Annotated in this window: 15 protein-coding genes; 11 read left to right on the forward strand and 4 right to left on the reverse strand. The window is 64.9% G+C overall.

The genetic code is table 11. The features are described 5' to 3' along the window. Positions 1–12: 12 nt before the first annotated feature. Both ACOOHB_RS04530 and ACOOHB_RS04535 read right to left on the reverse strand, forming a co-directional pair. Positions 13–1635, reverse strand: coding sequence for a carboxyl transferase domain-containing protein (locus ACOOHB_RS04530; protein WP_420443622.1), 1623 nt, complete (start codon positions 1633–1635; stop codon positions 13–15). A gap of 23 nt (positions 1636–1658) precedes the next feature. Continuing rightward, positions 1659–2027, reverse strand: coding sequence for a PIN domain-containing protein (locus tag ACOOHB_RS04535; RefSeq protein ID WP_420443623.1), 369 nt, complete (start codon positions 2025–2027; stop codon positions 1659–1661). A 476-nt stretch (positions 2028–2503) separates the two neighbouring features. On the opposite strand from ACOOHB_RS04535, the gene ACOOHB_RS04540 reads away from it, so the two are divergent. Further along, entirely contained in the window at positions 2504–2734 is a 231-nt protein-coding gene (locus ACOOHB_RS04540; protein ID WP_420443624.1) for a helix-turn-helix transcriptional regulator, read from the forward strand. Then, positions 2731–4167: a HipA domain-containing protein gene (locus ACOOHB_RS04545; protein WP_420443625.1), complete on the forward strand. Its 1437-nt coding sequence runs from the start codon at positions 2731–2733 to the stop codon at positions 4165–4167. The genes ACOOHB_RS04540 and ACOOHB_RS04545 overlap by 4 nt, the downstream gene beginning before the upstream one ends. Positions 4168–4257: 90 nt before the next feature. Here the strand turns inward: ACOOHB_RS04545 and ACOOHB_RS04550 are convergent, their stop codons facing one another. After that, a complete protein-coding gene (locus ACOOHB_RS04550) occupies positions 4258–5424 on the reverse strand; it encodes a hypothetical protein (protein WP_420443626.1) in 1167 nt (388 codons plus the stop codon). Between the two features lie 80 nt (positions 5425–5504). Here ACOOHB_RS04550 and ACOOHB_RS04555 point away from each other — a divergent pair, with 80 nt between their 5' ends. The 8 genes from ACOOHB_RS04555 (at position 5505) to ACOOHB_RS04590 (ending at position 16618) form a co-directional block, all read left to right on the forward strand. Further along, positions 5505–5726, forward strand: a complete 222-nt coding sequence (locus ACOOHB_RS04555) for a type II toxin-antitoxin system HicB family antitoxin (protein ID WP_420443627.1) — start codon at positions 5505–5507, stop codon at positions 5724–5726. A 1-nt stretch (position 5727) separates the two neighbouring features. Then, positions 5728–5946, forward strand: coding sequence for a type II toxin-antitoxin system HicA family toxin (locus ACOOHB_RS04560; protein ID WP_420444658.1), 219 nt, complete (start codon positions 5728–5730; stop codon positions 5944–5946). An 88-nt stretch (positions 5947–6034) separates the two neighbouring features. Continuing rightward, positions 6035–8650: a CoA transferase gene (locus ACOOHB_RS04565; RefSeq protein ID WP_420443628.1), complete on the forward strand. Its 2616-nt coding sequence runs from the start codon at positions 6035–6037 to the stop codon at positions 8648–8650. Between the two features lie 222 nt (positions 8651–8872). Beyond that, positions 8873–10216 carry a hypothetical protein gene (locus ACOOHB_RS04570; protein WP_420443629.1) on the forward strand — a complete coding sequence of 448 codons (1344 nt, stop codon included), beginning with the start codon at positions 8873–8875 and terminating at the stop codon, positions 10214–10216. Between the two features lie 1072 nt (positions 10217–11288). Next, on the forward strand, positions 11289–12275 hold the full coding sequence (locus tag ACOOHB_RS04575; protein ID WP_420443630.1) for a hypothetical protein: 987 nt from the start codon (positions 11289–11291) through the stop codon (positions 12273–12275). Beyond that, a complete protein-coding gene (locus ACOOHB_RS04580; RefSeq protein ID WP_420443631.1) occupies positions 12205–12885 on the forward strand; it encodes an HNH endonuclease signature motif containing protein in 681 nt (226 codons plus the stop codon). Before ACOOHB_RS04575 ends, ACOOHB_RS04580 begins: the two co-directional genes overlap by 71 nt. 212 nt (positions 12886–13097) lie before the next feature. Beyond that, positions 13098–14234, forward strand: coding sequence for an LLM class flavin-dependent oxidoreductase (locus ACOOHB_RS04585; RefSeq protein WP_420443632.1), 1137 nt, complete (start codon positions 13098–13100; stop codon positions 14232–14234). After that, positions 14231–16618: a molybdopterin-dependent oxidoreductase gene (locus ACOOHB_RS04590; protein ID WP_420443633.1), complete on the forward strand. Its 2388-nt coding sequence runs from the start codon at positions 14231–14233 to the stop codon at positions 16616–16618. The genes ACOOHB_RS04585 and ACOOHB_RS04590 overlap by 4 nt, the downstream gene beginning before the upstream one ends. Positions 16619–16684: 66 nt before the next feature. Here ACOOHB_RS04590 and ACOOHB_RS04595 read toward each other — a convergent pair whose 3' ends face one another. Then, positions 16685–17374, reverse strand: coding sequence for a TIGR02453 family protein (locus ACOOHB_RS04595; protein WP_420443634.1), 690 nt, complete (start codon positions 17372–17374; stop codon positions 16685–16687). Positions 17375–17552: 178 nt separating this feature from the next. On the opposite strand from ACOOHB_RS04595, the gene ACOOHB_RS04600 reads away from it, so the two are divergent. Next, positions 17553–17807 (forward strand): DUF6457 domain-containing protein, encoded by a 255-nt coding sequence (locus ACOOHB_RS04600; protein WP_420443635.1) that lies wholly within the window; start codon positions 17553–17555, stop codon positions 17805–17807. Positions 17808–17840: the final 33 nt, after the last annotated feature.

Genomic DNA, 17840 nt, shown 5'->3' on the forward strand with positions numbered 1-17840 from the left:
GACGGCCTCCAGCTACATCCGGTAGACGAGGCCGCCGCCGAGGGCAGGGGCGTCCTGGCGAGCAGCCAACGCAAGACACAGCCCGAGGGCATCGCGCGTGTCGACCGGGTCGATGAGACCGTCGTCCCAGAGGCGCGCCGTGGCGTAGTACGGGTCGCTCTGGCGTTCGTACTGGTCGGCCACCTCTGCCCGCATTGCCGCGATCTCTTCGTCGGTGGTCTCAGTGCCTCGCATTCCGGCCAGCCTGATGTCGACGAGCACGGTCTGGGCTGTCTCGGCAGACATGGTGGCGATGCGGCTGTTGGGCCAGGCGAACAGGAACCTGGGATTGAAGCCCCGCCCGCACATGCCGTAGTTGCCCGCCCCGTAGGAGCCGCCAATGAGCACCGTGTAGCGCGGCACAGTGGCGTTTGCCACCGCAGACACCATCTTCGCCCCGTGCTTTGCGATGCCGGCTGCCTCAGAATCGCTGCCGACCATGTAGCCGGTCGTGTTCTGCAGGAACAGCAACGGCACCCGGCGCTGCTCGCAGAGCTCGATGAAGTGCGTGGCCTTGAGAGCGTCGGAGGAGAAGATGATCCCGTTGTTGGCGATGATGCCGACCTGGTGACCCCAGATGCGGGCGAAGCCGCAGGTGATGTCGGTGCCCCACTCCGGCTTGAACTCGCCATAGCGAGAGCCGTCGACGAGCCGGGCGATGATCTCGCGGGCGTCGAAGCCGATGCGGTCATCCGCGGAGATGACGCCAGAGATCTCGGCCCCGTCGTAGCGAGGCGGCTCCGGCTCGGTCCACGACAGCCATCCCTCCCGATGGTCAACCGGGCGCTGGTTCACTGCCGCGCACAGCTCGCGCAGCTTGCCGTAGGCGGAGCGCTCGTCTGGGGTCATGTAGTCCGAGACGCCCGAGATGCGAGTGTGCAGAGCAGCTCCCCCAAGGTCGTCGGGCTCGATGATCTCGCCGAGTGCTGCTTTGACGATGGGCGGGCCGCCCAGATAGATCCGCCCGATGCCGGCGACCATGATGACTTCGTCGCTCAGCGCCGGCACGTAGGCACCGCCGGCGGTGCACCCGCCCAGCACCACAGAGATCTGCGGCAGTCCCATCGCAGAGAGCCGGGCCTGCCGGTAGAAGCTGCCGCCGAAATGGTCCTTGTCGGGGAAGATGTCGTCTTGCAGGGGCAGGAAGGCGCCGCCGGAGTCCACCAGGTAGATGACACCGAGGCCGTTTTCTGCGGCGATGTCCTGGGCCCGTACGTGCTTCTTGATGCTGACCGGCAGCAGCGAGCCGCCTTTGACGGTGGCGTCGTTGGCGATGAACATCCACGGCACGCCGCACACCACGCCGATGCCTGTGACGATCCCGGCGCCGGGGGCGCTGTTGTCGTAGAGCTCCCAGCCGGCCAGCGTGGACAGCTCCAGGAAGGGCGTGTCGGCATCGCACACGAGGTCGATTCGGTCCCGCGGCAGGATCTTGCCCCGAGCATGGTGCCGCTCGATGGAGCGCTCGCGGCCGGCGCCGCCAGAGATCGCGAATTGCTGACGTTCTCGCAACGTCGTGAGCAGGTCGGCGTAGGCGGCAGCGTTCTTTCCAAAGTCGTCGCTGCGAGGATCGATTCGGCTCGCGAACTGTCTCATGTGCCGGCAGGCTCCTGATGGACTTAGCGAATCTGGATGAGGCGGGCGCCTGTGCCCCGAGATCGGTCTGCAGTGAGTATCACCGCATCGAGCCGCTCGCCGAGCGCGAGACACAGGCGGTCCGCCAGCGACAAGCCTTCTTGGGGCCTCCAGCGGTGGGCTGCCCACTCAGCGTCAGCCAAGGTGACCGGCTCAATCCGCAATTGGTAGCTCATGAGCAGGGCGCGGGCTTCGTTCCATCTGCGACCGGCCGCCACCATCTTCTGCGCTGCCTCGCTCCAGTTTGCAGCACCGCATCGGGCACCGCTGAGGAGGGCCTCCTCGACCATGCCGGCACCGGTCTCGCCCTTCAGCCGGGCGAGCAGCGCAGAAGCATCCAAGACTGTGGTCACCCAGCGTCTTCTCGCGCGGACTCAACCCGACGGTCCCTCAGCAACTCGCCTAGAAGGTCCGTACCTCGAAGATCCTGCCGCACACGAGCACTCAGTTGCTCCCGAGTCATAAGGACCATCCCCTCCGAAGAATCGATGAGAACGAGCGGCGTTCCGGGCGCCAGGCCTGACCGACTCCGTACTTCGGCAGGAACGACGAGCCGACCGCGGTCTCCCATCACAATATTGAATGTCCCACTCATAGTTCAACTGTACCAATTTGATGGCACGGGTGGGATCTCACTTCGGGGCTGGCACCGCCCATGAGCCCATCGCCGTCATCAAGCGGAGGTCGTACGGGCTGCCGACCATGAACTGCCCGGCTGCATCCTTTTCGCACAGCAAGGAACTGTGCTGTAACATAAACAGTCTAGGTACAGTTCTATACCTGAGACTGGTGCGATACAGCTCTGTGCCATATTTGCTATGATTTTCCCATGCGTCCCCGAATCATCAGGACACTTGGCCAACTTGGGATGGAAGTACGCCGCCTGAGGCACGAAGCCGAGCTTTCTCAAGAAGCGCTCGCCGACATGGCAGGCGTATCTCGACGCTGGGTCGGTCGCTTGGAACGTGGGCATCGGGGAGCTGAGATCGCCAACGTCATGAGTGTCGTGCGCGCACTCGACATGGGCGTGGCGCTCGTCCCCATCGAGGATCCGCAATGAACGGATCAGACGCACTCGTCGTGATGATGAATGGGGTCTGCGCTGCGGTGATCCACCACGGCGGCAATGGGCTCGAACTTCGCTATGACGATGACTACATGCACTCGGATGCTCCCCCTCTGTCATTGTCGTTGGGGTTCTCTCATCGCCCGTACGTCCGTGGGGAGCCTGACCGTTGGATTACGTCGCTGCTCCCAGACGACTCGCGCGTGCTAGCACGGTGGTACGGCCGTCAGCAAGTTCAGGAACACACTCCGTTCGGACTCCTGTCGACGAGCGCAGGTCACGACTGCGCTGGCGCTGTTCAATTCTGTCGGTCGGGCTACGAAGACGAACTCTCGGAGAGAGCAAGCGGTCTTCGACTGCTCAGCGACGCAGAAGTCCGCGGAGAGATAGCGCAGATTACGAGCAACCCGGATGTGTGGACGCCAGACGATGTGGAGCCGTATTTCAGCCTCGGTGGCTTTCAATCGAAAGTGGCTTGGCATCGCACTGAGGATGGATGGGCTCGACCGTTCGGCAATACGCCGACCACGCACATCTTGAAACCCCGTGCCGAGGCAGCGGAAACGGTTGCCATCGGAGAGCACCTGTGCCTCGGGGCGGCTCGCCGACTCGGCATTCACGCCGCAGAATCGTGGATCGCGAGCTACGGGACTGACGTAGCCGCCGTGATTGTCCGTTACGACCGTTCGCTCGTCGGCGATCAGTGGCAGCGCGTGCACCAGGAGGACATGTGCCAAGCCATGGGACTTCCCGGTGCACGCAAGTACGAAAAAGATGGCGGACCCGGCATGTCGCAGATCGCTGATCTCATCTGGGACCATTCCGCAGCGCCCGACGACGACATCAAGAGATTCGCAGACGGGCTGCTGTATGCATGGCTGGTCGTGAACAGGGACGCTCACGCGCGCAACTACAGCCTGATCCACATGATTCACGGCGAGACACGCCTAGCCCCGCTGTATGACGTGAACTCATCTCTGATGTTCGACCACACCAAGATCGGCGAGCGAGAGATGGCGATGCGATACGACAATGGCTTCACGGTGTACCAAGCAGGTTCCCAAGACATGCTGCGCTCGATGGCAGCGAGGCTTCGTGTGTCGGCAGCCGAACTGGTCACGCGGGCAGAGGATCTGGCCGAAAGGCTGCCCGCGGCCATCAGGGAAGAAATCAACCGGCTGCCTGACGACCTGCAGCGACCGGAGCCGACTCAGGCGTTTCTGGATCGGATCGAACGACGCTCAGCAGCGTGCAAGAAGACGATCATGGCCACACGGAAGATCATCGGTCGCTCCCCAGGGACCGGCAGAGCGTCTCAACCACTGGCCACACCTCCCGCGCTGTCAGCATGTCCCAAACGGGTCAAATCCACGAACCTGCCATGTCTGCTGCCATCAGGGCACAAGGGTTGGTGCAGAAGCCGTTGAGACATCAGCACCCTTGACCTGGCGAAGCAAGCATCGTGGTCGCTCAGACAATCCGGGGTCCCCGGTCGAGGTCCAAGGGCTGGGCCGCTGTCAGAAGTTGCAGTCGCCTGAGTCCTGGCCCAGCAGCACCCGACCGGCGGTGTCCATCTGGTAGCTGCCGACCATGAAGTGTCCGGCCACTGCTCGCACGTCGTTGAGCAGCGCACCGAGCGGCGAGGCGGTGAAATTCGCGGTACTGCCAGATGCTGTTACAAGCGTCTCGACGGCTTCGATGCAGTTCTGCACGCTCCACGAACACGCCAAGCGCGCCCGAGCGTGCTGCTGCGCGGTGACTTCGCCTCCAGCCGAGGCCGTCTCCCACAGCCGGTCGAGCTGATCGGCCACGAAAGCTCGGCCCGCGCCCAGCAGCGCCTCGGCGCGCCCCATCGCGGCGTGCGCGTCTGGCCGTGTCACCAGTTCCGAGCGGGCGAACAGCGGCGTTTTTGTGTCGGCCAGGGCGGCGAACTCGTCGATGGCGCGTCCGGCGATTCCTGACGCAACGCCGGTCTTGGGGAATGGGAAGCGGAGTCCCGACGGCAGCCGGTAGAAGGGATGCTCGTTGGGCTTGGGCAACGAGTAGTTCTCGACGACTGCCGCCCGGTCGGCGGGCACGAACACGTCGGCGAGCACTACATCGTGGCTGCCGGTGCCGCGCAGACCCACGGTGTGCCAGGTGTCTTCGACGCACGCATGGTCGGCCGGTACCAAGACGTGGCAGACCTGCTTGGGCACAGTGCCGTCGACAACGTTGGCGACTACCCACCAGTCGGCGCCGGTGCAGCCGCTCACGAACGTCCAGCGCCCGTTGACTCTCCAACCGTCGTCGACCGGCCTCGCGATGCCGCGAGGTACGCCTGAACCGGCAATGACCACGTCCGGGTGCAAGGCATAGAAGCCCGAAACGGTCTCGGGTTCGAGATGCGCCGCGAAGATCTCGGCTTCCTCATTGCAGGTCATAGCGACCCATCCGGTGGATGGGTGCTCGTAGGACACACGATGGGTGAACTCGATGAATTCGCCAGGGTGGCGGCCCAGGCCGCCGAGCTCCTCGGGCACGAGAATCCGCATCAGTCCTCGACGTCCCATCTCGACGAGGATGTCCCGGTCGGGATTTCGGCCAGCGTCGCTGTCGGGGCCGCCGACCCGGACACGGGCGAGCAATTCGTCATTCAGTTCAGGAGGTCCCGCCGTCCGCTGCGGAGACTCAGAGTGGGCCATCCGGGCAAGCTAACCGCAGCCGGACCACACCTGCCGGGCTAGCTTCATCGCATAAGGAAGCTGAGTCCCGGAGATGTCGTATGCGCCACAATATGACGGCGATTGTCGAGCGCGAGGGCGACGGCTATGTCGCGGTCTGTCCAGAGGTGGATGTTGCCAGCCAAGGGCGGAGCGTGTCGGAAGCCCGCGACAATTTGGCCGAAGCTGTCACATTGTTCTTCGCCAGTGCGTCGCCCGATGAGATCGACGCAAGGCTGCGAGGCGAAATCTATGTCACGCAGATCGATGTAGTGATTGGCTAGGTTGCGCGTCTTATCCGGCCGAGAAGTCTGCCGAATACTCGCCCGGCACGGTTATGTCGAAGTCCGGCGCCGCGGAAGCCATGTGGCAATGCAGAAGATCGAAGACGACAGCACCGTTACGGTTCCCGTGCCCATGCACCAGGAGCTGCGCATCGGCACCTTGCTGTCGATTGTTCGGCAATCGGGATTGTCTCGGCAAGTATTCGAACAGCAGTCGTGAGGCTGACCCAATGGCGGCCTCAGTCTGCTCCTCCTAACGGGGAGCGTGCTGCCACAAGATGGCGATGGCAATGCGAACGGGAATGCGCATGAGCAGTACTGACGCCCCTGTCGACCAGGCGACGACGCCTCTAGCGGGCGTGACCGTGCTGGATCTGACCGATCACCGCGGTGAGTTCGGGCCGTGGATGCTTTCAGAGCTCGGTGCCGACGTGATCAAGATCGAGCCGCCTGGCGGGACGCCGGCTCGTGCGGCGATGCCATTGCGAATTCCCGATGGGGCAGCGTTCGAGGTCGTGTCACCGGATCTGCGCAGCTGGCAGTTCTGCGCCTACAACTCGAACAAGCGCTCCGTCGTACTCGACCTCGAAGACCCTGGCGACAGGCAGGTATTCGAGCGTCTCGTGAGTCGCGCCGATTTTGTCTACGAATCAGGCGTGCCCGGCACGCTTGCCGAAGCCGGCTACCGCCATGATGATCTTCGCTCACTGAACGCACGAATCATCCACGTCCAGGTCACGCCGTTCGGGCTGGACGGCCCTCGCAGCGCGGACCCTGCCTCGGAGGTGTCGCTGGCCGCGCTCGGGGGTTCTGCCAACATGCAGGGCGTCTTCGAGCGGGCGCCGGTCAAGGCGTCAATCGCACAGGCATGGCGTCACGCCGGTGCTGAGGCGGCCGCGGCGGGCCTGATGGCGCACGCACGGATGCGCGTTGACGGCGCCGCGCAGCACGTTGCCGTTTCGGCGCAGGCCACCATGACGTGGACACTGCTCAACGCCATGGAGACCCATGCCATCTGCGGCCGAGATTTCCAGCGCTCGGGCACGATGGTGAATCTCGCAGCGCCGCTCCAGATGCGCTATCGCACCCAGGACGGGTGGGCTATCGGCGTTGCCCGAGGCGTGGCGACCGGTCGGCTGCTGGATTGGTACATCGAGGAGGGACTAGCCGACGAGAGCTGGCGTGCCGAGGACTGGGACACCTACGACCTGCGAGCCTCGAAGGGAGAGCCGGTCAGCCGCACGTTCGAGGAGCTCTACGAAGCGTTGGTGGGGCTGTGCGGGCAGCACACCAATGCCGACCTCTTGCAGCGGTCGGTGGAGCTGGGCGAGACCATCGCCCCGGTGCACACCGTGGCGGATCTGGTCGAATTCGAACACCTGCGCGTTCGGGACTTCTGGCGTCCGGTGGAGCTTGGGGGCATCTCGGAGCTTGAGGGCACGTCGGAGTTTGCGGGCACCCCGGGGGTGGAGCTTCCCGGCGGACCGGCGACGATCGACGGCGTTCGCATCGGCATGCGGCGACGGCCGCCGCTGCTCGACGAGCACGGCGCAGAGATCCGGGCAGAAGCTGCCCGTGCTGGCGAGCCAGGCGAGCCTGACGGAGTGGCCGGCTCTGACCGGGCAGTCGAGCCTGACGGAGTGCCCGAGCCTGACTGGGTCGTCGAGCCGCCGGAATCCGCGGGGAAACCGACCGCGTGGAGTGTCGGGAACGCCGAGCTGCCCTTCGCCAGGCTGCGGGTCGCGGACTTCAGCTGGATCGGGGTCGGCCCGATCACGGCAAAATCCCTCGCGGATCACGGCGCGACCGTCGTGCGGATCGAATCGGCCGGTCGCATCGACGGTCTGCGTGCGAATCCGCCGTTCAAGGACGACGTGATCGACGTCGACATGGCGCACTTCTTCGGGACGTTCAACACGTCGAAGCTCAGCATCGACATCGATCTCAAGACGCCTGGCGGCGTCGACATCGCTCGCCGGATGATCGCGTGGGCCGATGTGGTCGTGGAGTCGTGGACGCCGGGCACTTTCGCCCGCAATATCGCCGACGACGAGCTCATCGCCGAGCTGAACCCGAATGCGATCGTGGTGCATACGTCGCTGCTGGCCAGCGGCGGCCCGCTGTCCAAGATGGGTGGCTTCGGTTATCACGCTGCTGCCATCGCCGGCTTCTATCCCGTCGTGGGATGGCCGGATCTGCCGCCGGACGGCCCGTACCTCGCCTACACCGACACCATCTCGCCGCGCATCATCACTGCCACGCTGCTCGCAGCACTGGATCGCCGTCGTCGCACGGGCAAGGGCTGCGTCATCGAGGCGGCACAGCTCGAATGCGGCCTGCAGTTCCTGGCTCCAGAACTGGCTGACTATGCCGACAGCGGGACGGTGGCGAGCCGCAACGGCAACCGGAACCCCGATGTGGCACCCCAAGGCGTGTACCCGTGCAAGGGCGACGATCGGTGGTGCGCCATCACGATTGCCGACGATGCGCAATGGAAGACGCTGGTGGAGCTGATGGGGGCACCGCAGTGGGCGCAGGCTCCCGAGCTGTCGTCGCTGGAAGGCCGGCTTGCTGCCCACGATGCGATCGACGACGAGATCTCCGCTTGGACGGTCACCCAGGAGGCCGTGAAATTGGAACGCCTGCTTGCGGGCGCTGGGATCGCGGCGGGCATGGCGCAGCGCAGCAGCGACCTGCTGGCGGATCCGCAGTATGCGCACCGCGGCTTCCACCGGTGGTTGGAGCACCCCCGGATGGGGACCGTTCCCTATTCCGGACACCAGTACCAGATCGCCGGCTACGACCACGGTCCCCGCTTCGCGGCTCCGATGCTCGGTCAGCACACCTTCGATGTGCTCAGCGAACAACTCGGCCTCACCGACGAACAGATCGCCGGCATCGCCGCCGCGGGCGCGCTGGGCTGACGGCTCGCCGTCGGAACTGCGGCTGTGGAACGTCAGCGGTGAGGCACAGTGGGCACACCTATTCGAGCGGCCTGTCAGCAGTCGGTCAGCGGAACGTCACGGCCAACAGTGCTGCGGCGGATTCTGCGATGCGGCGGCGTGGTCTGGCTGGGTGGCTACATGAGCGGCTGGTGTCGATGGTGCCGGGTAGTGTCGTCGGGCGGCCCAGTGGGGAGTGTGTCGATGCGCGTTCAAGGCTGGCGTTGGGTTTCGGTGCTGTGTGCGGTGGTGCTCGCGGTGCCGTTGGTGCTGCCCGCCGCGGCCGGCGCCCAAAGCGGGGGCGCGTACCTCGATGGTGCGGAGCCGTGGACCGAGTCGGACTGCGCTGGTGAGGTGCCGATCGTGGTCGGCTCTGACGCGGCGGCGCAGTCCGACATCTACAGCGCGGTGACGCTGGCTGGGGTGGTGGGCACTGACTGTGTGATCCTGGCGGGGCCACGCGGCGCGGCGATGCCCGCTGCTCAGCGGGCGCGTCTTGATGCGGCTGCGGCAGGCGGCTACGTGGTGGGCGGCACCGCTGCGGTTCCTGACGCGAAGCTCACGGGGCGTGTCATGACGCGCTTGGGCGGCGCTGACCGGTGGGCCACTGCGCAGATCATCGGCAACGAGGCCAGCTACCTCGCCGACGGCACTCGGCCCGACTCGCCGACGATGTCCGAGACGGCGCTGACTGTTCCGGCTGATGTGTCCGAGCCTGGGGTGTTTCTCGACGGTGCGGAGCCTTGGTTCGCTGCTGATTGCGCTGGCGATGTGCCGATCGTGGTCGGTTCTGACGCAGCGGCGCAGTCCGACATCTACAGCGCCGTCACCCTCGCTGGTGTGCTGGGCACCGACTGTGTGGTCCTCGCGGGGCCACGCGACAGCCCGATGCCCGCCAGTCAGCAGACACGTCTTGACGCCGCGGCCGGTGGCGGGTTCGTACTCGGCGGCATCGCCGCGGTTCCCACCGCGAAGATCGCCGGCCGTGACATGACGCGTCTCGGTGGCGCGAGCCGCTGGGAAACAGCGCAGCTCGTCGGTCGGCGTGCCAGCGGCGACACCATCGCTGGCACCAGCACTTCAATCGAGCCGTCCATCGTCGAATCTGAGGAAATCGGCTCCGAAACGGAGACCGTGACCGAGGAGGAAGAATCTATGGGGTTCGTCTTGGAGATTGAAGCTAACCCGACGTGGATGGCAGAATATCAAGCAATTGAAGATTTTGCTGCGGCATGCGGGCTTGACTACGAAGAACAATATGAGTGTGATGACCCTGAGGATACGCAAACTCTCATACAAATGATAGAAGATTATCACGGCGATGAATGCGGGAATTTCGAACTAGGGTACGGTTGTTCTAACTTGTCACCACGGGAGTCGTGGGCCTTGAATAGTCTAAGAGCATGCCCACGAGGCTGGGCTATGGCAAGCAATCTGAGATGCTATCATCCAAATCATGACCTCTATTACAGCCCCTATGCATATCACCCGCCTAGCGAGGCCAACTCGCAAGGAGTGCCCGCCGACTATTGGGATGGCCACGGGTGAATTCTTGCGGCATCACAGCTAATCTGCATATTCGGCAGCGATAGCTCGCACCACCCTGCCTACTTACGACCCCGAGGAGGACGGCTCCGAGAAAGAGACTGCAATTGAGGAAGCGGTGGAGCAAGATCTCGGTGGGAAATCTACATAAGGAGACTGTGGCACAGGTTCCGCGTCCGGGGAATCAGCTTCGAAACTGCAGTGGCCCGCTTTCGAACAGAGACCGTGGCCGACGGGGCAGACGTGTTTCCAGATCCTGAGTCTGCAATCCAAATCATGCAATCTTCGCCATTGCAAAAAGTCTAGACCCGATCATCTCGGTCGCGAGTTCTCACACATCTTGCGGCGACACGGACATGGGTCAATTGCGGACGCCTGACCTGTGGTTTGGTGTTTGCGAGCACTCAGAATGCTGATGTTGGGACGCTCTTTGGGGCGGCCGTTTCTGAGGTTCGGCCGGGAGGAACGATTGCAGGAGACGTCTGTCATTCTGGGCAAGACGCTGAGATCTGATCATCTTGGTCGCGAGCTTTCGCGCATATGGCGATGACGTCGGCATCGATCAACCCCGGTCACCTTATCGGCAGGTGAGCGCTTTTTTGCAGATTCCGCATTTCGGCCGTGCACGATCCGTGGTAGGCGCAGCATTGTGAACTAATTGTCTCGCTCGCGACTTCTCGCACAGCTCGAGACAACGCTGACATCAATCAATCCTGGACGCCTGGTCGCCGCTTGAGTCTTCCGTAACGATTCTTGCAATTTGACAGTGCCCAATCTGTTGACGGTATTCAGCATACAAAACGGGCGCAGAGCAAGGACTTCTGGTGCCGAGCAACTGGTGCCTAGTTTGATTCTTCCTGTAACCCAACGAGACGACCGGTGTACGCGACCTTGACGGGCTAGGCCGGCTTGGTTGCATTCGGGCCCGGTAACACACTTCGATGTCTGCGTATCGAGGCGACAGCCGGCAGAGACAATAGGGGACCTGATTCTCCTGCTCTGCCCGGTGAAGATTCTTTGGAACGTGCTCCTGATTTGGCGTGTGATTGACGTGGTACGTATGTATGCTATTGTCATGTTCGCCGACCTGTTGTACCGGTCCGACACTGACGGTTCCGAACCGGCCGAGACCATCCCCGAGGCTGCTGGCTGGGTGTCGGTGTGGCCTGATCCGGCGACCGTTTGGCGCTTCGACGGCTCGTACCCCGACTCGCACTACGGCAGCGCCGATACCGCCGATGTAGCCGATACGGCCGGGTCACCGGACGATGCGGGCGCCATGGCGGGTTCTGTGGCAGCGCAGAACGGTTCGCAGCGAGACGGTTCGCTGCGCAGCGGCGGCCGGGGTGCCGTGGCCGAGCCCGAGCCCCCAGTTAGCTGCGCCGATACCGCTTCGGCTGGGTTCGGCGTTGATGGAAGCGAAGGCTTGGCGTCGTTGGGTTACGGCGATCTGAAGGATCTCGTGGTCGAGCTCGCCGCCGAGCGAGCACGTGTCGAAGGCCGTTATCTGACGGCGGTGGGAGAACTCGCATCGCGTAACGGGGCGCAATCGGCCGCGTACATCTTGTGTGACCAGACGCGTCTGAACGCGTCGCAGGCACGTACCGAGGCCCGTCTGGCCGAGAGCCTGGTCGTCGGAGGCATGACAGCGACGCTCGACGCGTTGCAGGCCGGCGAGATCGGGATGTCTCATGCGAAGGTGATCGCCCAGGAGGCGCCCAAGAAGCACCGTCGCAGCGAAGCGGAGTTCCTCGAGCTGTGCCGAGCCTATCCCTCGGACACCGTGGCCCGCCATCTGCTCGCCTACCAGAGCCAGCAGGTGTTCCGCCGCCGAAGCCGTCGCCAACGATGTCAGTCCGATCGACGCCGAGCTTGCTCTGCAGCGTGCGCAGCGTTGGGGGTCGATGAAGCTGGGCGACGACGGCATGTGGCATCTCAACGGCAAGTTCGACTTCCTTGCGGGACGCCAGGTCAACATCGCTTTGCAGGCGATGGTGCGATCGCTGCGGCGCCGCGCCGAGAACAACGACGACGGCGATGGCGCCCACAACACCAGCGCTAACGGCAGCGGCTCCCTTGCTGGCCAGCTCGACGCGAACAGCGAAACCGATGCCGGCGGTGTTGGGGTTGTGCCGACGCGTGCGCAGCTCACCGCGGACGCGATCGGCGACCTCATCGCGGGCACCTCCAACGTCCGCCGCGCCAAGACGAGCCTGGTGATCGTCGCGGACTACGACATCGTCAACGACCGGCTCGTCAACCCTCGCCTTGATGACGGCACGCCTATCTCGGCCAAGATGCTCGCCGATCACGCCGTCGACGCCAGCGTGCTGCCCGCGCTGTTCAAATCAGACTGGTCCGAACTGGCTCTGGGCCGCACACGCAACGCCAACGACGCCCAGCGGCTCATCCTCGCAATGCGCGACCAGGGCTGCATCGGCTGCGACCTCACCCCAGAGCACACCGAGGCCCACCACATCGACTACTTCGAGAACGGCGGCCCCACCGACACACCCAATCTGGCATCGCTGTGCTTTGACTGCCACAGCGATCTCCACCAGCACGGCCGCCAGATCGAGACCCCGCCCGACGGGCGACCCCGCCTGCAACCACCCGAACCCGAAGGCACCGGACCGCCCGCCCGAGCACCCGTCGCCTCCCGCAGCCCATAGCCACACCTCCGGACGCACACCCCACGGTGGGCGACCTTGGTTGCTGGGACTTGCACCCCAAGGCACCGGGCCGTCCGCCCGAGCGCCAACAGCACCAGCCGCGGCCAGCAGCCCATGGCCCCACTCAAGTCGATACCGGCCCTGCATGAATCAGACTGCCGCTGCCGCCTCCACAGCGCACACCTCTTCGAGCGGCCTCTTAGCCTGACGCTGTGAGTTCTGCGGGCGACTCTGTGCAGGCACTGCCGCTGTCGGTGCTGGACTTGGCCACCGTTTCAGAGGGTGGCACCAGCGCGCAGGCGCTCGACGAGACCACGGAGCTGGCGCGTTCGGCCGATCGGCTGGGCTACGAGCGATTCTGGGTGGCCGAGCATCACAACATCGACACCGTGGCGAGCACGTCGCCGGCCGTGCTCATTGCGCACCTGGCCGCACACACCGAGCGGATCAAGCTGGGCTCCGGCGGCGTGATGCTGCCGAACCACAGCCCCGCCGTGGTGGCCGAGCAGTTCGCGATGCTCGAAGCGCTGCATCCGGGCCGCATCGACCTGGGTGTCGGGCGAGCACCTGGCAGCGATCGCATCACCGCCGCCGCTGTGCGAGGTCCCACCGAAGACGGCGCAGTGCCCGACCCCTGGCAAGTGGACGACTTCCCGAGCCATCTCATCGATCTCATGGCGTACCTCGGCGATGTGCGCACCAGCGAAGGGCCTTGGTCCGACTTTCGGGCAACGCCGAAGGCCACCTCGGCACCACCGGTGCTCCTGCTGGGTTCGAGCGGCTATTCGGCCCAACTGGCCGGCTACCTGGGTCTGCCGTTCGCATTCGCCCATCACTTCGACGGCGGTGGCGTGGGTGGAGCCGTGGATCTCTACCGCCAGCGGTTCCAGCCCTCGCCAGTGCTCGACGAGCCGTTCGTGATTGTGAGCGTCGGCCTGGTCACGGCGGCAGACGCTGCCACTGCCCAGTACCACGCTGCGCCGTCGCTGCTGCGGCGGTGGGGGATCCGGACGGGCCGGTTCTGGCCGTTGCTGCCGCCAGACGAGGCAATGTCGCATCCGGAATGGGAACGTGCAGCCACCATGCCGACCAATGCCATTGTCGGGGATCCCCACGAGGCTGCGGCGAGTCTGGCCGAGCTCGCTGACGCCACCGGAGCGGGCGAGTTGATGATTCACACGTCCACATTCGGACTCCCTGAACGCATCAGCAGCCTTGAGCTCTTGGCCGATGAATGGCAGCAGCGAGCGGATGGCGGGGCCGACACCCACCAAACCGACGAGAGGCAGCAGCGAAGGGACGCGCGAGATGCGACCTCCCAAGCCGACACTTCGGCTGCATCGGTATGAGCGCGGGAAGCGACACCTCTGGGGCTGACGTGCGTACGACAGCCATGGGAACGCATTTCGGCTCGTTTCTCATCGACTCGCGTGACGGCGAAGTGCTGGCGGTGCGGGGCCATCCGACCGATCCGGAGCCGTCGCACCTCGGCGAGTCGCTGCGGCACTTCGGCGAGAACCGTGTGATGCGTCCCGCAATTCGGCAGTCGTGGCTGCGAGATGGGCCGGGGTCGGCGACGCAGATGCGGGGCAGCGAGCCGTTCGTCGAAGTGGACTGGGATACGGCGCTCGATGTCGTGGCGGCGGAGCTGTCCCGAGTGCGTGACGACTATGGCAACGCCTCGGTCTTCGGCGGGTCCTACGGGTGGGGATCGGCAGGCCGCTTCGGGCTGGCGTCGAGCCAGCAGCACCGCTTCATGCGCTTCTTCGGCGGCTGTACCGACCAGAAGGGCACGTACTCGTCCGCAGCAGCCGAAGCGATTTTTCCCTACATGCTCGGCATGGGCTACCACGCCGGGATCGGTCGGCAGACGTCGTGGTCGGTCATCTGCAAGCACACCGAGCTGTTCGTGTGTTTCGGCGGCATGCGCGCGACCAACAACCACGTGACCTACGGCGGTCAGGGCCCGCATCATCACAACGACTGGGTTGCCCGAGCAACCAAAGCGGGCGTGGAGTTCGTCAACATCGGGCCGCTGCGCGACGATTTCGACAAGACGGCGGATGCCCGTTGGCTCCCGATACGGCCCGGCACAGATGTGGCCCTTATGGCGGGGATCATTCACACGCTCGCGACCGACGGCCTCGCCCACGAGGAGTTCCTGACGACTTACTGCGAGGGGTGGGATCGACTGCGGGCACATATCTTCGGCGAAGGCCTCGCAGCAGCCTGCGGCGACTGGCGCGGCCCCACGCCATGGGCTGATGCGGTCGACTACGACACGCCGAAGACGGCGCAGTGGGCGGCGGATGTGACGGGCGTCGACGCTGGTGACATCGTCGAGCTGGCGCACGAGATGGCCCGCAAGCGAACCCTCGTGAATCTGAGCCTGTCCACCCAGCGGGCCCACCATGGCGAGCAGCCGTACTGGATGGCGCTGGCACTGGCGTGCGCCCTCGGCCAGGTCGGCCTGCCCGGCGGGGGATACGTCTTCAGCTTTGGCACTCAGGGCAATACCGGTGCCGGGCAGACACGCGCTCGCATCCCCGGGCTCCCGGTGCCCATGCGCCAGCCCGGGCCCCCGACGATCGCAGTGTCACGCATCACCGAGATGCTGGAGGGACCGCTCGAACCGTTCGATTTCAACGGACGCACGGGGCGTTTTCCCGATGTCCGGCTCGTCTACTGGTCGGGCGGCAACCCGTTCCACCATCACCAGGACCTCAATCGACTGATGCGAGCGTGGCAGCGACCCGACACGATCGTTGTCCAGGAGCCGTTCTGGTCGCCCATCGCACGCAGGGCTGACATCGTGCTGCCGGCGACGACGCCGCTCGAACGCAACGACATCGGCGGCGCCGAGACGATGCTGATCGCCATGGCCGCAGTGGCCGAGCCGGTGGGGGAGTCGCGGGACGACTACTGGATCTTCGCCCGCCTCGCTGAACGCCTTGGCTTCGGCGAGAAGTTCACTGAGGGCCGCACGGCGGACGAGTGGGTAGAGGTCATCTACAAAATTCACCGCGCTATCGATCCAGAGGCGCCGTCGTATGAGGAGTTCCGGCGCGAGGGCTACGTCATGGCGCCCGGCATGGCCTTAATGGGCGATCCGGAACAGATCTTTCTCGGAGCGTTCCGCGCAGATCCCATCGGCAAGCCGCTGCGCACGCCGAGCGGTCGAATCCAGCTGTGGAATGACAAGATCGCTGAATACGGCTACGACGACTGCCCGCCCCATCCGGCGTGGATGGAGCCCTTCGAGCGCCTCGGCGGAGCCGGCAGTGACCACTGGCCACTCCACCTGGTGTCCAACCAGCCTGTGGCGCGTCTGCACAGTCAGTTCGATCACGCGGCGCCCAGCCAGGCCACCAAGGTGGCGGGCCGCGAGCCGATGCGCATCCACCCCAAGACAGCGGCTGCCCGGGGCATCTCGGACGGCGATGTGGTGCGGCTGTACAACGATCGAGGCGCCTGCCTGGCAGGTGCCGTGCTCGATGGCGCCGTGATTCCTGAAGCGGTTCAGCTCTCCACCGGCGCTTGGTACGACCCTGCGCCTGACGGCACCTGCCGTGCGGGCAACCCCAACACCCTCACTGCAGACGTCGGCACGAGCCGGTTGGCCCAGGGGCCCTCTGCGCATACCTGCCTTGTCGAAGTGGAGCGATACGAGGGTCAGCCGCCGCCCGTGGAGTCCTACCAACCACCCGAGATCGTCCAACTCGACGATCGCTGAGCCACACGATCCCGAAGTGCCGGTGATTTGGGTGCCCTTGGCTGCGGGCAGTCGGGATCGGTTGGTCTAGAACTTGAGGCCGACCGCGCCGCAGAGGAACGCCATGAGCGGACGTGTCTCGGAGCACCATGCGGTGATCTGAGAGGAAAACTCGGGTTTGAGTGCGATGTCGTGATCGAAATCACGCACAGCAATGAAGCTCTTGCGCTTGAGATCGGAGATCATGGGGTGGTCGGCGGACCAGTCCCGCGGTGAGCGCTTGAGCCGATCGCCCTCCATCCGCCAGCCATCGGACTGGCAGGTGTCCCGGGCAGCGATCCATGCCTCAGTGCGCTCGTCGATGGCGACCCGGTAGGCAGCCAACGCATCTCGGTCCGGCATCCAGCTGCCGGCGCCGAAGAAGCAGCTCTCGGTGGACAGGTGCACGTAGAAGCCGGGAGCGTGGACGTCGTTGGCACGCAGGTGCCGGAACTGGATGCCCACATTGGTTTTGTAGGGCGTCTTGTCGGCCGAGAAGCGCGTGTCACGGAACACGCGCATGAGCGAGCCGCCCACCTTGGTGTCGCGAGCGGTCATATGCGGAGCGATCTCGGCGAGGAGCGGCCGCACTGCACGGATGAGGTCGAAGGCGGGTTCGCGAACCTCCTCCTCGTAACGCTCGCGGTTCTCGTTGAACCACTCCCGGTTGTTGTTGGCCTCGAGTTCTTCCAAGAACTCGTACAGCTCCGGTCCGAAGATGCCCATGTCGTCGCTCATGGCTGTCCCTTCTGCCCACTGTGCCGCCCGGTCGAGGTGCACCGTAGCGAGCCCATGCCACAGACCCGATGCGGCCGGCTTGGTGTGGCTGGCATGGTGTGATCGCCCGGTGTGGTCGGCCTGGTGTGTTTGGCGTGGTCGCTGGAGCGTCTCGACTTGCCAAACGTACGCTGGGACCATGAGCGACGAGACGGGTTCTGAAGAGCCGGGTACGACAGCACAGCAGTGGCTGGCGGGCTTTGCCGAGGCGATCGGAGCACCTGCGCCCGGCCTCGAAGTCACCGAAGCACTCCTGAACCTCGCGGGTGTCGCAGCGCACGATTCCCAGCGGATCGCTGCACCGATTGCCTGCTGGATGGCGGGTGTGGCTGGTGTCGAGCCCGCCGAAGCGCTCGAACGTGCCCGGCTGTATGCCGCTGGCCGACCTCGCTGAGCTGGCCTCGCTCAGCCAAACCGTGGATCGGGC

The sequence above is a fragment of the Candidatus Poriferisodalis sp. genome, assembly GCF_965215815.1.
In the GTDB taxonomy this organism is placed as follows: domain Bacteria; phylum Actinomycetota; class Acidimicrobiia; order Acidimicrobiales; family Poriferisodalaceae; genus Poriferisodalis.

Coding starts and splice junctions, on each gene's coding strand:
- ACOOHB_RS04570 (WP_420443629.1), top strand. CDS start 8,873: ATGCGCGTTCAAGGCTGGCGTTGGGTTTCGGTGCTGTGTGCGGTGGTG.
- ACOOHB_RS04565 (WP_420443628.1), top strand. CDS start 6,035: ATGAGCAGTACTGACGCCCCTGTCGACCAGGCGACGACGCCTCTAGCG.
- ACOOHB_RS04580 (WP_420443631.1), top strand. CDS start 12,205: ATGGTGCGATCGCTGCGGCGCCGCGCCGAGAACAACGACGACGGCGAT.
- ACOOHB_RS04545 (WP_420443625.1), top strand. CDS start 2,731: ATGAACGGATCAGACGCACTCGTCGTGATGATGAATGGGGTCTGCGCT.
- ACOOHB_RS04595 (WP_420443634.1), bottom strand. CDS start 17,374: ATGAGCGACGACATGGGCATCTTCGGACCGGAGCTGTACGAGTTCTTG.
- ACOOHB_RS04600 (WP_420443635.1), top strand. CDS start 17,553: ATGAGCGACGAGACGGGTTCTGAAGAGCCGGGTACGACAGCACAGCAG.
- ACOOHB_RS04550 (WP_420443626.1), bottom strand. CDS start 5,424: ATGGCCCACTCTGAGTCTCCGCAGCGGACGGCGGGACCTCCTGAACTG.
- ACOOHB_RS04530 (WP_420443622.1), bottom strand. CDS start 1,635: ATGAGACAGTTCGCGAGCCGAATCGATCCTCGCAGCGACGACTTTGGA.
- ACOOHB_RS04555 (WP_420443627.1), top strand. CDS start 5,505: ATGCGCCACAATATGACGGCGATTGTCGAGCGCGAGGGCGACGGCTAT.
- ACOOHB_RS04590 (WP_420443633.1), top strand. CDS start 14,231: ATGAGCGCGGGAAGCGACACCTCTGGGGCTGACGTGCGTACGACAGCC.
- ACOOHB_RS04575 (WP_420443630.1), top strand. CDS start 11,289: ATGTTCGCCGACCTGTTGTACCGGTCCGACACTGACGGTTCCGAACCG.
- ACOOHB_RS04540 (WP_420443624.1), top strand. CDS start 2,504: ATGCGTCCCCGAATCATCAGGACACTTGGCCAACTTGGGATGGAAGTA.